Raw genomic sequence first — 14,503 nt, 5'->3', positions numbered from 1 at the left:
CGTCGCATCCCCTTATAAGCCTTTTCGAACCATTTCGCCCCAGCTACTTTTACCGCGAGCATAATTCCACAAGCCGAGTAGACGGAACCATAATGTACATGGTTTATACCAAAAGATTTCAGTGATGGCTAAGACGAATAAGCGCCAAATATCTTTTACTGATATGTAACGCTTCATTAGCCATGACTCCATAATGACAGATACCATCGAAAATAGTGCGCCATTGATAACGAATAATAAGAGTAATAACAACGCAAACTCTAAATACACACCACCTGTGAAAAAGGCGAAAATCACATATAAGTAGCCCGCAAATTCGATAATCGGTCCTAAGCATTCGATAAATAAGAAATACGGAAAGGCGATAAAGCCTAGCTTACCGTATTTGGGATTTGCGAAAATTTGTTTATTACGCCATAAGCTTTCCATTAACCCTTGATGCCAGCGACTACGCTGACGCTTCAGCTGCTGATACGTTTCAGGAGCCTCTGTCCAGCATACTGGATACGGTAAAAACTTAATTTTTTTAGACTTTTGTTTTTTGCGAATCAAGCGATGTAGACGCACGACAAGCTCCATATCCTCACCGATTGTATCCCGCAAGTAACCCCCTACTTCGACAACTTCCTTTTTCGAGAAAATACTAAAGGCGCCAGAAATAATAAACACCATATTGAAGCGACTAAATGTAATGCGCCCCATAAGAAAAGCACGGAAATATTCGATAACTTGCATCATCACAAGCGGCTTATCCGACATACCATAACGCATTAATGTCCCCATTTGAATATCTGAGCCATTCGCAATTTTGACATTACCACCTGCCGCAATGACATTCGGGTCCTTCACAAACGCCTCCATCACTTGTACAAGCGATGTTTCCCCTAAAATACAATCGCCATCAATCGAGCAGAAGTACGGATACTTTGATAAATTAATACCACTATTTAATGAATCTGCTTTTCCGCCGTTTTCCTTATCAATCATTAAAATACGTGGATCAATCGTTGACTGATAAATACCGCGCACATCCTTCGATGGCAAGGTTGTTTGAATGACACGATGTACTTTTTTCATTTTAAAATGCGTTATCGCTACTTCTAACGTATCGTCCTTTGAACCATCATTTATAATGATGATTTCATACTCGGGGTAACGACTACTCAGCAGTGATTGGACCGTATTGATAATATTAATGCTTTCATTATAAGCTGGCACGAGTATCGACAATGGATAAACATAGTCAACATCCTGTAGCTCCTCATCTACCGACTCACGTGAAATATTGCGCCCGCGATAAAGTTCAATCAACGAGAAAATCAGCATAATCACATAGACACCAATAACGATGAACATATAAATTAAAATAAGCGTTTGGAAAAAAAGATTAATCCAATGCCACATGCTCATGTCCTCCTTTCAGATAAGTATGAATGGAATCATGCATATACGCGTCATCAATCGTCTCAAGCATTCGCTCAAACATCTCTTGTCCCTTTGGATATTGTGCAATCGCATGAATCGCAGCCTGACGTACAAGAAACGACTTATCCTGCGCTAGCACAACTAAATAAGCAGACACATCTTCGAGCTTATACTGGGATGCAAGTTTCGCAAACAGCATCCGGCTATCTGCATCTTCTGAGTAAAAATACTCTTCAAAATCCATCAATGATTTCTCGGTCCCAATGGCACTAAGCACCTGTAATGCTTCGTCTCGCACAATCTGCACATCATGATGGAGTAGCTCGTGCACAACAAGACTTGAATACGCCAATTGGCGCTTCGCCATCACCTTTAATGCTGCCACCAGCCATTCGATATCCGTATGCTCATGGTCGACAATATCGTAAATTCTATCATCGGTCATACAATTCACAATCATCGTTACTTGATTTGCGGCAAGTTTTGATTTATGGTGCACGTAAAATTTGTACGTGCTCTCTTCCTCTAATGTCGCAACAATCTTTAGGCCAATAAAACATTCCTTCAGCGTAATATGCTTTTTCAGCAGCATTTCTTTTACCTCTGGCAAGAGTGAAATAATATGAAAATCCATAATTTGATACAGCGCATTAATACGCTTTGTCGTATCATTACCGCCTAACTGTCGTCGATATGTTGCGCTATAATATGTGTCCATATACTGATAAATACGCGTTAAAATGGCCTCATCTTCGACATAAGCAATATAGCTTTCTACAATTTCTTCAATTGCTTCAAATTCTTCATTCGTATTAGCAATCACGCAACTGTCATCGTCTCCTTCAATAAAATAGCGATAGCACGCGGCCGTATGTTCCTGCACATCCCTTTTAATTTGTTGCTGTCTTTTTTGATAATTTTTCGTATCAATTGATACATAAAGCATAATCAAAACTAGCACAATAAATGCCGCCACTACGCCATAAGAAAGCCATACAACACCTGTCATTTATGTGCCCTCTTCATTAATTTTTGTTTAACTTGCGCGCTTAACACGCCGAGATTAAACGGGCGTATTATGTAGGCATCTACGCCATGCTCATACGCTGAAATTTGATCCTCAGCTGCAGGTAACCGAGACATTAAGAAAATCGAAAACTTCCGGTCATTCGGTAAATCACGTAGTTCACTGACGACTTGCAGACCATTTTTTCGTGGCAATTTTGCGTTAAGTAGCACGATATGTTCGTGCTCTGATTGATACCAATCAGACGCCAAAAAAGCTTCTCCATCTGAAAATGTCTGAAGCGCAATTTCCACATTCGGAAGCTTAATCGTATGAATGGCATTTTCAAGCAAATGACGAGCTACATCATTTGCTTCAACAATGCTAACTTTTTTCTTCATTTTTTTGCGCTGACTAAAACGCGTACTAATATTTTTTTCAAAGATAGTTGTAGTTGTCGGTAGCTGTTCTATTAGCTCCTCTTTAATGAATTGAAAATCTGCTACTTTCTGGCGCAATTCACAAATGGATGCTTGCCACGTTAGTTGTGGAAAATCTCGTTCTAAACGCTTCAAATAAAATTGCGCATCTTTTTGCGTTGCTTCATATAATACAATGCCTATTACATCCTTTGATAGTAAAAAATATAAGTTACTTGAGCGTGCAGTTTCAAGAAGTATTTGTTGTAGCTTCTCAAATGGCGTCTCGCCAACTGGACGCAAAGCAATAACTGATACAACAATAGCTTGTCGATCAATCTGATTTTGAAAAAATTGAAAAATCCTTTTTACTTCAGATTCAGATATGAGTTTCGGTAATTCTCCCATCTTCCTAACCTCACTTTCACTAATAATATGCAAAAAATACTATACCCATTTTTTCACATTTTTAAATATTTTCGGTCCTTGTTCCTAAAAATGAATCTTTTTACCTATTTTGATAAGGTGCTTGTTGATAACGATAAAACGGCTTATGTTTTGTATTGTCCATCGGGCGATGATAAATCGCCGCTGTCGCTGGGGACATCGGTGGTAAAAGCCACGCCCAGTTGCCTGTCACCTCACGCCCTGCCTGTTGCTCCTGTTTTTCAAATAGAAGAAACTGTTCAACCGCCGTATGATGGTCGACAATCGATACGCCGTCTTCCTTATATGAATACAATACCGCACGATTTAATTCGACAAGTGCGTAGTCCTGCCAAAGCGTCATATTTTTAGACGTATCAAGGCCCATCTTCTCTGCAATAATCGGTAGCATATTGTAGCGTTCTGAATCGGCCAGATTTCGAGCACCAATTTCTGTGCCCATATACCAGCCATTAAACGGAACGGATACAAAATCTAATCCGCCAATTTCAACCTTCATATCTGAAATCATCGGTACAGCATACCATTTCAAGCCAAGCTCACGGAACCATTCAAGCGTCGGGTGGCGTAGCTCTACTTCTAAAATATGCGTCTTTGGAATATCAAAAACGACGGGTGCCGCATCCCCTACTTGTATAACAAGTGGTAAAACATCAAAACGACCACCCGCACCTTGCCAACCAAGCTCTTGGCATTTCTGCGTGAATTCAACAGAGGCTGGATCTCCAATAATCTCATTTGCTGTTTTATAACCAGCATAACGAATAAGCTGATGATTCCAAATGCGCACACTTGGATCAAAGACTGAAATCGTCGAACGAATTTTCCCACCATTTGTCGCGTAGTCAATATGCGCCAGTAACGCCTCATAGATTTCTTGTGCTGTCTTTAAATGTCGTCGGTCAAATGTATGCAATGATTTCCAGAAAAGACGACCAATGCATTTGTTACTATTACGCCATGCAAGCTTTAGCGCGTAATCCATTTCTTCTATTGTGTAATCGACAGCTCCTGCAGCTGTGAATTGCTGTAAACGCTCTTCAACATACGACTGTGCTAGTTTATTTTCCGCTGTGTATTGTTCTAAAAAGATTCGTACTTGTTCTAACAACATCTTCACTTCCCTAAAATAAGTCTGTCTTAATAATGTGCACTCTGTTGTTGATTGTACAATCTTTCTTCCTCGCAAAAAATATGTATTTTATATCCATGTAAAGAAGTTGTCACAAATGGACATTTGCCTTTCGCATACTTCTAGATTTTTAACTTTAAAAAAACAATAATTATCAATTAGAGCACTTATTATCACTATTTTTATGATGTTAATGAGAAAATCACTTAATTTATTTTAAAAGAAAAATAGCGATTTTTAATCATTTCAAATGTTTTTTTGCACATTAAAAGGGTATAAATTAATGTTGACCTATTATAATAAGGAGAAATGTCGATTTGCACATTTTTCAATTAACTATCATAATTTCTAAACAATAATAATTATTATTTACTTTTCATTCTAAATAACTTCTGTTATAGTAATGATTGAAGAGATGATTAAACATATGGGAGGCAATATGAATGACGAACAATAACAATGAAAAGTTAACGACAATCACTGGCGCTCCAGTCGTATCACATGATAATACACAAACAGCTGGCCGTCGTGGACCAGTTTTATTACAAGACGTATTCTTAATTGAAAAATTAGCAAACTTTAACCGTGAAGTAATTCCAGAACGTCGTATGCATGCAAAAGGTTCAGGTGCATTCGGTACATTTACTGTTACAAATGATATTACAAAATATACAAAAGCAAAAATCTTCTCTGAAGTAGGTAAACAAACAGAGATGTTCGCGCGTTTCTCTACAGTAGCTGGTGAACGTGGTGCTGCTGATGCTGAACGTGATATCCGCGGTTTCGCATTAAAATTCTACACTGAAGAAGGTAACTGGGATATGGTTGGTAACAACACACCTGTATTCTTCTTCCGTGACCCATTACACTTCCCAGACTTAAACCACGTTGTAAAACGTGACCCTAAAACGAATATGCATAATGCAAATTCTAACTGGGATTTCTGGACAATGTTACCTGAAGCATTACACCAAGTAACAATCGTTATGTCTGACCGTGGTATTCCAAATGGTTACCGTCATATGCATGGATTCGGTTCTCACACATATTCATTCATCAACGCTGAAAACGAACGCGTATATGTGAAATTCCACTTCCGTACACAACAAGGTATCGAAAACCTTACAAACGAAGAAGCTGGTGCAATCATCGCTTCTGACCGCGAATCTTCACAACGTGACTTATTCGATTCAATCGAAAAAGGTGACTTCCCTAAATGGAAAATGTTCATCCAAGTTATGACAGAAGAACAAGCGCGCAACCATAAAGATAACCCATTCGATTTAACAAAAGTTTGGTACAAATCTGAGTACCCACTAATCGAAGTTGGTGAATTCGAATTAAACCGTAACCCTGAAAACTACTTCGCTGATGTTGAGCAAGCTGCTTTCGCACCATCAAACGTTGTACCAGGTATCTCATTCTCACCTGACCGTATGCTACAAGCTCGTTTATTCGGCTACCAAGATGCGACACGTTACCGTTTAGGCGTTAACCATCACCAAATTCCAGTAAACGCACCAAAATGTCCATTCATGGTATACCACCGCGATGGTCAAGGTCGTGCAGATGGTAACCGTGGTTCTGCAATCACTTACTATCCAAACAGCTACGGTGCATTACATGGTCAACCAGAATACAAAGACCCTGCATTACAACTTGATGGACCTGCTGACATCTATGACTTCCGCGAAGATGATAGTAACTACTTCGAGCAACCAGGTAAATTATTCAACTTAATGAATGACGACCAAAAACAACAATTATTCAACAACACTGCTGCAGAAATGAATGGCGTAGAAGACTTCATTAAAGAACGCCACATCATCCACTGCCATAAAGCGGATCCAGCTTATGGTGAAGGTGTTGCAAAAGCTTTAGGCATCGATATCAATTCAATCGACCTAAATAAAGAAATCAAATACTTCTAGACACTAGATAATCCGACAATTATCCGTCTATAAAAGAGAAGTGGCTTTGGCTACTTCTCTTTTTTTTACGTTCATAACGAAAAACCGGAACCGCGCTACAGCACGATTCCGGTTTTTCTTCTATTCATAGGAGAGGTGATTTTAACACATATGTCCCAGCCCCATCTATTATAAAAAATTATAAGTTGTCGTTGTCATTTACAGTTGTTGATGCGTAATAATTACGGTCTCGGTCATCATTCGATTCGTTATCGTTTGGACCACATGCTGTGAGTACAAGAATGCACGCCGCCAACACGAATACTAGTTTTTTCTTCATCGAATAACGGCCTCCTTTCATTATTTAGCCATATTTTACTACACAATAACCAATTATACAAATTTAAACTGGATACAATAAACGAGCCATATAAATCACAATTGTAACGGTCAAGCAGCTGACAATCGTTGTTACAAGTACTGTTTGCGCTGCTAAATCAGGCTCTACATCATATTCAAGTGCAAGAGAGGAGCTATTTCGTGATGTCGGGAATGAGCTCGCAATGAGCAGTGATTGTGCCACAATGCCGTCAAATCGGAATAAATAAATGAGCACCATTGCCACAGCAGGTCCTAAAATTAAACGACCAAAGCAGCTTAAATACAGCATCTTATTAAACAATGTTTTCATTTTAATTTTCGCGAGCTGTGCCCCTAAGGTAATAAGTGCAATCGCAATAAAGGAATCTGCTACATGATTCAGTGGAATACTAACAAACTGTGGTAGCGGAATATCAAAATAATTCATAATCGAGCCTAAAATAAGTGCATGAACAATCGGTAATTTAATAATATCACGTAAAATATCAAGCCCTTTTTTTGAAGTTGCAATCAAATTGTATAAACCATACGTATAGGTCGTTAAGTTTTGAACGACAATCGTAATAATTTGAATCGCCGTCCCAAGAGGTTGTGTACTAAAAACCATCTGACTTACGGGCAAGCCGTAGTTTCCGGAGTTCATAAGGACGATGCTATTTTTAAATACTGCCGCCTTCGCTCCTTCTAAGCGCAGGATTTTCACGAGTAAATTACTAATTAGCATGAGTGAGAAAATAAACGTGAATAAATAAAGAAGAATTTTTCCGAGTACCGCCGCATCAACTTCTGTTTCATAAATATTTAAAAAAATCGCAGCGGGCATTAAACAAAATGTCACCAAATTTGATAATGCTTTTAAATTAAATTGAAATCGTTTTTGAATAACGCCACCTAATACAAGTAATAGCAAAATGGGCGCAACGACTTGAAAGAAAATCATGCTTAAATAGTACATTCTGTCACCTCAAATTGTTATTTCATTTTCATTATGCCCCTTTTTAGCAAAAAGAAAAAGAGGGCCAGATGATTCATCCCAATCACCTAACGCTCTTTTCTAATATTTCCTTTTTGCTATTTGCTCTTAAATTGAATCGTTCAATCAATGATGCAAGACTACTGAATTTTTGCGTAATGGTCACGCGTCAGTGGTTCATCGAAGCTTGTGAAGATGCGGAATCCTTCTGTATCTACAATACGATAATGATGACTTAAAAGATTTTGCTGTAAACGATACGCAGTCGTTTCTTCAAGCGTTTTCCACCATACATTCGTATTTGGTGTTGTTTTCATTGGTCGAGTAATGCAATCATGCGCAGTTAGTTCAATTACTTCGAGTGGATCGCCACCCATTACGTTTTGTAAAATTGTGCTGTCTCTAAATAACGCACAGATCGTTACAGCCACATTCCATCCACAGGCAATTCGTTGTTTTTCGATTTGCACGAGTGTCTTTTTTGAAATACCCACAATATCCGCCATTTGGTCTTGTGTGTAACTGTTTTCTGTACGTATAAGCTTGATCTTTTCCGAAACAATTTGAATAATTTCTTCGCGATTCATCATTTCCACCTCTCTTTCACATGTTACACATTTTCAAATGAAATGGATATTTAAAAAAGAGATGATCGTTAAAATAATCCGAAAAAATTGTCTATTTTGTTACCATTATTATGCCAGTTAATCAATTAACGTATTTTGTGAGATATGACTATTTAGCTAGGATAACTTGGTTCCTGCCATGTTCTTTTGCATAATAGAGCGCATCATCTGCCTTTTCAAGTAATTGTTTCGGATGATGTGCATCCACTGGAAATGTCGCTACACCTGCTGACAATGTCACCTGAATGGCATGTGGTGCAGCCGTTGATTCTACATTCTGACGCAGTAGCTCCGCCATTGTCATCGCAATATCACTCGGTGTATTCGGTAGTAAAATTACGAACTCTTCTCCGCCATAGCGGCAGCATACATCTTCACTACGTGCGACATTCTCCATTTTGCGTGCTAAAAACTGTAGTACCTCATCCCCCACACCATGCCCATAGGTGTCATTAATTGATTTAAATTTATCAATATCAATTAAAATAAGCGAATACATGCGCTGCTCAATATGCCAGCTATTCATTAACTCATCAATGGTACGACGATTCGTCAGTCCTGTTAGCGCATCAGTTGCCGATTGGTCTCGGAAAAAATGCACTTGGTTATGCAAATGAGAAAAGCTCGACATCAGCGATTGCTTTAATTGAATTGCCTCATAATACCAAGCCGTGACACTTTGGAAGTTTTTCTGCGCAGCATCCGCCTCATCGCGGTCTACCACTGTAATATCCGCAAGTTCCTGCAGTGGCTTTGCGATTTTACGTGCAAGCATAATGACAATTACTAAAGCTAACAATAATAAAGGCAATCCAACAAGCATCATATGATTGACCATTTCACCTGCTGGTGCTAATGCTAGTGCCGTTGGGCGCTGTGCGATAACACCCCAGCCGCTAATTTCCATCTTCGCATAGCCTACGAGCATATCTGTATTTTTCTTATTTACAACGCGGTCGGCCCCTGTCTCTGAATCGGTCATTAACACTTTTTGGACGATATTATTTTTCAGCACATTATCGCCTATACGCGTCTTATCCTCATGATAAATAATTTGACCGTTCGCATCGACAACATATACATACGAGCCGTCCTCATACGGATGCTTTCCAAGTAATTGATTTAAGACATTATTTTCTTTTAGATAAATCGTGCCGCCTAACACACCTAAAAAGCGATTATTGGCATCATAAATTGGTGTAGAAATAAAGATGATTTCACGCCCGGAAGTCGTTGTTTTATACGGCTCTGAAATCATTGGTTTTCGTTCTTCAAGCGCTTTTTTCGACGCCCTAGATGTCACCTTAATTCCTTTTAAATTTAGTGACTGCGGCGAAGTAGCAATGATTTTTCCTTTTGCATTCATCACAATAATGGAATTAAAAGCGGTCGAGCCGCGGCGTAATAAATCCGCCTTGCGTTCTAATCGTTCTCCGTCATCCATATAAGCACTCATCTCAGTCGCATTTACATTTAATAACTTAAATGTTTCCTCTAAATAATCATTTGCACTTGATGCGAGTTTTTCTGCGTACACACGATTCGTTTCAAGTGTATTTTCTGTGAGTGTCTTTTCGTTCATACGGTAACCACTCCAAATACTTACCAACGACGTTAAAAACACCGCTAAAAAGGCAACACCCATAATTAAATATTGCAATTTAAACGTTGTATATTTCTTCATTGTAGACCTCAATTTTTTGTGACTTATACGCATTTTAACATACCCTTTTTACCTAATGTAAGCAATATAGCAAGTACTTAATTATTTAATTAACTGTCATTTTTTAGACTTTCATCGTATCTTTTCCTATAAATATCCAATTTGTATTGATGGAAATCCTTACCTGTTTTATAATTGAGATAGATTAGAATACTAGGAATTAGTCCCCCTGTATTCTTATCGCCTTGCTAGTATCGCTCATACTAGTACCGTGCATGGTTCTACATTATGTTGAAGGTCGTTCCCCAAACGACTTTATATTTTACACATAACGCACACCCAGAAGTAGAACTCTCCTTAATTGTAAAAAGCGTCATTCTTCCCCCAAAAAGAATGGCGCTTTTTCATTGCAACAATATCGAAAATAATATAGGATTTTTACTGTACAGTATATTTATAACTAAAGGAGTGGCAATTTATGTTTATCGTAACAAACCGCATTCAAGTTAAAAAAGGTTTTGCAGAAAAAATGGCGCCACGTTTCACAGCAAATGAAGGCTTAAAAGATTTTAAAGGATTCGTGAAAACAGAGGTAGCTGTTGCACGCGACTTTGAAGACTATGATGAAATGAGCGTTAATATGTTCTGGGAATCATTAGAAGACTTTAAAGTATGGCGTGAAAGTGATGCTTTCAAAGCTGCACACAAACGTCCAGAACCAAAAGAAGGCGAAGCAGCTCCAAAACATGGTGGCCCAGAAGCTGGTTCACCAATGCTAGGCAGCCAAATCGTTATTTCAGAAATCGTTTCTTCAACAGAAGCATAACATTATATAGAAAAGGAACTGCTTAGGTAGTTCCTTTTTTTATGTTCTTAATTAGCTGATGGATTTTTCTGACTATTATCTGTATGATGAAAGTATTCAATTTAATTCTTACTAACAAACTATGTTTTAAGGAGATGCTTTATATGGCTGCACTTAATGCTTTTATTAAAAATGACAATCAGCAAGCGATGATTACACAATTACATACACTAAAAAGAAACATCGAGGAACGCGGTGCAAAGGCCGATTTAGAAAATAGTTTCCCCGCTGAAAACTTCGAAGATTTATTAAACATTGGCTATAACAAAGTCACGCTACCAGCAGCATACGGTGGACTTGGCTTTGGTATTTACGATATGATTTTATTCCAAGAAACACTCGCAAGCTTTGATGCGGCAACGGCTTTATCGATCGGCTGGCATCTTGGTATTGTTGGTGATTTATATGATAAAAAACTGTGGGATGATGCGCATTTAGAAGATTTCGCAAAAAAAATCGTGAATGAGCGCGCTCTAACAAATCGTATTTTAAGCGAGGTCATTACAGGGAGCCCCACACGTGGTGGACGCCCTGGCACAAATGCGATATTTAGTGACGGGCAGTGGCATGTAAATGGCCATAAAAGTTTCGCATCCCTATCTTATGCAACGACACATTATATTACTTCTGCATGGATTCCTGAAAAAGAATTAATCGGCTTTTTCTTAATTCCACAACAAAGTAATGGGTTAACGATTAAAGAAACATGGGATATGATGGGCATGCGCGGTACAGCAAGCCATGATTTAATTTTTGAGGATGTCGTCTTACCAGAAGATGCGCTCGTTGAACTGAACAATAAACCGCGCGGCGCAAAGGTAAATGGCTGGGCACTGCATATTCCAGCTGTTTATTTAGGCATTGCGCAAGCGGCTCGCGATCATGCGCTTGAATTTGCGCGTACGTATAAACCAAATAGCCTGGATTTCCCGATTGGTCAGCTCCCTCATATTCAAGAAAAAATTGGTCAGATGGAATTGAAGCTTACAACATCTCGCCATTTCTTATATGATGTGGCACAAAAATTTGAGGATCCGAAAACACATGACTATGCGGCAGGCCTGTTAGGTGCAGCGAAACATGTTGTTGTGAATAATGCACTTGATATTGTCGATATTGCGATGCGTATTGTTGGCGCACAGAGCTTAAAGACAAGCAATCCACTTAATCGCTATTATCGCGATGTGCGTGCTGGACTTCATAATCCACCAATGGACGATATGACGATTACAAAATTAGCGACAGCTGCTTTAGAAGAAAACTAAAAAAAGAAGGCATCGCGCAAACTCGCGATGCCTTCTTTTTTTGAAACTATATCTTATTTTTACAATTAACGGAATGTACCATAACCAACGATACGTTTATCCCAGTAACCATCATAAAGATTTGAATATTTTACACTGTTTCCTGCCGCATGAAGTAGTTTATTATTCCCTGCGTAGATTGAAACATGTGATACACCGCCACCTGATGTGTTGAAGAATACTAAATCACCTTTTTTAAGCTGTGATTTTGAAATCTCTTTTGAAGCTGTGTATTGTGCTGCTGACGTGCGTGGAATCGTTTTGCCTAACACTTTTTTATACACATAGCTTGTGAAGCCAGAGCAGTCAAAGCCATTTGGAGTCGATCCACCCCATACATAAGGAACACCTAAGAACTGTGCACCGTATGATGTTAATTTATCATATGATGATGAGTTTGATGTTTGTGATACATATGATTTTAAATTTGATTTTGGTGTCCAGCCGTAGCCATTCACTTTTACCCAGCCAGCACCATTTACTGTGCGGTAATAAGAAGTAGTAATCTTTTTACCTGATGCAAGTGTACCTAAGCGTTTATTATGGCCACCTGCTAAGTTATAGTAGTTTTTCGCTTTTTTCGTTACGAATGTTTTCTTATATGTTGATGCACTAGAGACTGTTAAGCGTTTAATATTAGCTCCAACAATCCAGCCTCGTTTCCCACCATTGTAAGAAATTTTGTACCATGTTTTACCGTTTACAGTACGTTTATGTGTAAGTTTAATTTTTTTACTCTTTGAAACTGTGCCGACTTTTTTAGATGCTGCGCGGTAGTAAACATTTTTCGTAGCTGTCGTCACATATGTACCTGACACCTTCGTTGCTTGTGATGTTGCTGCGCTTGCCTGCGTTAAATCGATGCTCGTGACTGTCCCTAAACCTACTGCTGCTGCCATTGTTGTTGCTAGAATTTTCTTCAAAGTTAATCTCCGTATTCTTTAGTATATTTTTGATATTTAAAATGTTTTTTGTTATTTTCTTGTTATTAACTAATACTAATTCTAGGATAATAACCCTTGTCATACAACGACAGTATGTTTACAAATCAATTAAGAAATATGACACGAGAATACTTTTCTGTAACATCGCTTTATTATTTGAAACATGAGATAATAGAAGAAACTTAAAAATGAAGGATGACATTATGCGAGAAACTATTACATTAACGATTGACCCCGAGTACGCTGGAGATTTAAAGAAAGGCTATCCACTTGTTCTACGTAAAGCAGTAACAGATGCGGATATGGCCCGTTTAGAAGAAGGCGATATTATCGAAGTAGTCGACCACCACAAGCGCTTTATTGGTAAAGGCTATCACGGCAATCAAAATAAAGGAATTGGCTGGGTACTATCGACAAAAGAAGACCAAGAATTAGACCAAGCATTCTTTACAAAAAAAATTAACAAGGCACTTGCACTACGTAAAGACTTCTTCAACGATGACGATACAAATGCCTTCCGCGTTTTTAATGGCGAAGGCGATGGCATCGGTGGTTTAACAATTGACTACTTTGATGGCTATTACATGATGAGCTGGTATAGCGCAGGTATTTATTCATTCCGTGAATTTGTTATCGAAGCATTAACAGAGCTTACACAATTCCATGCATTATATGAGAAAAAACGTTTCGATACGAAAGGCATGTATATGGAACAAGATGATTTTGTAGCAGGTACACCTGGCGATTTCCCAATCATCATTAAAGAAAATGGCATCAACTACGCAGTCGATTTAAATGACGGTGCAATGACAGGTATTTTCTTAGACCAACGCGATGTACGTCGTACGATTCGTGATAAATATGCGGCTGGCACAAATATGTTAAATACATTCTCATACACAGGTGCTTTCTCTGTTGCAGCTGCAATCGGCGGCGCAAACAAAACAACAAGCGTAGACTTAGCTTCTCGTAGTCTAGGCAAAACAATCGAACAGTTTTCAATCAATGGTATCGACTTTGAAGAGCAAGATATTAAAGTAATGGACGTGTTCCACTACTTCAAATATGCAGCGCGTCATGAAATGAAATTCGATTTAGTTGTATTAGATCCACCAAGCTTCGCACGTACGAAAAAAATGACATTCTCTACCGCAAAAGACTATCCAAAATTATTAAAAGATGCGATTGCGATTACAGAGAAAAAAGGCTTCATCGTCGCTTCAACAAACAATGCAAGCTTTGGTATGAAGAAATTCAAATCATTCGTAGACCAAGCATTTAAAGACACAAATACTAAATATAAAATCGTTGAACAATTTGGCTTACCAAAAGATTTCCGCGCAACACGTGAATTCCCTGAGTTCAACTATTTAAAAGTTGTCTTCATTCAAAAACTTTCATAAGTTAA

At 38.5% G+C, this 14,503-nt stretch carries 13 protein-coding genes; 4 read left to right on the top strand and 9 right to left on the bottom strand.

The window, feature by feature from the left end; genetic code table 11:
* Positions 1-12: 12 nt before the first annotated feature.
* From ACFSY7_RS08865 to ACFSY7_RS08850, 4 genes are all read right to left on the bottom strand, one after another.
* A complete protein-coding gene (locus tag ACFSY7_RS08865; RefSeq protein ID WP_370323578.1) occupies positions 13-1,404 on the bottom strand; it encodes a glycosyltransferase family 2 protein in 1,392 nt (463 codons plus the stop codon).
* A complete protein-coding gene (locus tag ACFSY7_RS08860) occupies positions 1,388-2,434 on the bottom strand; it encodes a HEAT repeat domain-containing protein (protein WP_380147642.1) in 1,047 nt (348 codons plus the stop codon). The genes ACFSY7_RS08865 and ACFSY7_RS08860 overlap by 17 nt, the downstream gene beginning before the upstream one ends.
* On the bottom strand, positions 2,431-3,258 hold the full coding sequence (locus tag ACFSY7_RS08855; RefSeq protein WP_126989551.1) for a response regulator: 828 nt from the start codon (positions 3,256-3,258) through the stop codon (positions 2,431-2,433). Before ACFSY7_RS08855 ends, ACFSY7_RS08860 begins: the two co-directional genes overlap by 4 nt.
* Positions 3,259-3,358: 100 nt before the next feature.
* On the bottom strand, positions 3,359-4,411 hold the full coding sequence (locus tag ACFSY7_RS08850) for a nitric oxide synthase oxygenase (RefSeq protein ID WP_380147641.1): 1,053 nt from the start codon (positions 4,409-4,411) through the stop codon (positions 3,359-3,361).
* A 461-nt stretch (positions 4,412-4,872) separates the two neighbouring features.
* Between ACFSY7_RS08850 and ACFSY7_RS08845 the strand changes: the two genes are divergently transcribed.
* Positions 4,873-6,360 (top strand): catalase, encoded by a 1,488-nt coding sequence (locus ACFSY7_RS08845; RefSeq protein WP_380147640.1) that lies wholly within the window; start codon positions 4,873-4,875, stop codon positions 6,358-6,360.
* 178 nt (positions 6,361-6,538) lie between these two features.
* Here ACFSY7_RS08845 and ACFSY7_RS08840 read toward each other — a convergent pair whose 3' ends face one another.
* The 4 genes from ACFSY7_RS08840 to ACFSY7_RS08825 form a co-directional block, all read right to left on the bottom strand.
* Entirely contained in the window at positions 6,539-6,679 is a 141-nt protein-coding gene (locus ACFSY7_RS08840; protein ID WP_186439699.1) for a hypothetical protein, read from the bottom strand.
* Positions 6,680-6,742: 63 nt separating this feature from the next.
* Positions 6,743-7,675: an AEC family transporter gene (locus ACFSY7_RS08835; protein WP_380147639.1), complete on the bottom strand. Its 933-nt coding sequence runs from the start codon at positions 7,673-7,675 to the stop codon at positions 6,743-6,745.
* Positions 7,676-7,833: 158 nt separating this feature from the next.
* Positions 7,834-8,280 (bottom strand): helix-turn-helix transcriptional regulator, encoded by a 447-nt coding sequence (locus ACFSY7_RS08830; RefSeq protein WP_186439700.1) that lies wholly within the window; start codon positions 8,278-8,280, stop codon positions 7,834-7,836.
* Positions 8,281-8,428: 148 nt separating this feature from the next.
* Positions 8,429-10,003: a sensor domain-containing diguanylate cyclase gene (locus ACFSY7_RS08825; protein ID WP_380147638.1), complete on the bottom strand. Its 1,575-nt coding sequence runs from the start codon at positions 10,001-10,003 to the stop codon at positions 8,429-8,431.
* Positions 10,004-10,460: 457 nt separating this feature from the next.
* On the opposite strand from ACFSY7_RS08825, the gene ACFSY7_RS08820 reads away from it, so the two are divergent.
* Positions 10,461-10,808, top strand: coding sequence for a heme oxygenase (locus tag ACFSY7_RS08820; RefSeq protein ID WP_126989557.1), 348 nt, complete (start codon positions 10,461-10,463; stop codon positions 10,806-10,808).
* A 143-nt stretch (positions 10,809-10,951) separates the two neighbouring features.
* Complete coding sequence (locus ACFSY7_RS08815; protein WP_380147637.1) at positions 10,952-12,112, top strand: acyl-CoA dehydrogenase family protein; 1,161 nt, start codon at positions 10,952-10,954, stop codon at positions 12,110-12,112.
* Between the two features lie 65 nt (positions 12,113-12,177).
* On the opposite strand, the gene ACFSY7_RS08810 is transcribed toward ACFSY7_RS08815, so the two are convergent.
* A complete protein-coding gene (locus tag ACFSY7_RS08810; RefSeq protein ID WP_380147636.1) occupies positions 12,178-13,074 on the bottom strand; it encodes an NlpC/P60 family protein in 897 nt (298 codons plus the stop codon).
* 224 nt (positions 13,075-13,298) lie between these two features.
* Here ACFSY7_RS08810 and ACFSY7_RS08805 point away from each other — a divergent pair, with 224 nt between their 5' ends.
* Positions 13,299-14,498: a class I SAM-dependent rRNA methyltransferase gene (locus tag ACFSY7_RS08805; RefSeq protein ID WP_380147635.1), complete on the top strand. Its 1,200-nt coding sequence runs from the start codon at positions 13,299-13,301 to the stop codon at positions 14,496-14,498.
* Positions 14,499-14,503: the final 5 nt, after the last annotated feature.

This window comes from Kurthia populi, assembly GCF_042686175.1.
Taxonomy (GTDB): domain Bacteria; phylum Bacillota; class Bacilli; order Bacillales_A; family Planococcaceae; genus Kurthia; species Kurthia populi.
Note: the sequence above shows the minus strand (reverse complement) of the source record. Positions and strands in the feature narration are given on the sequence as shown.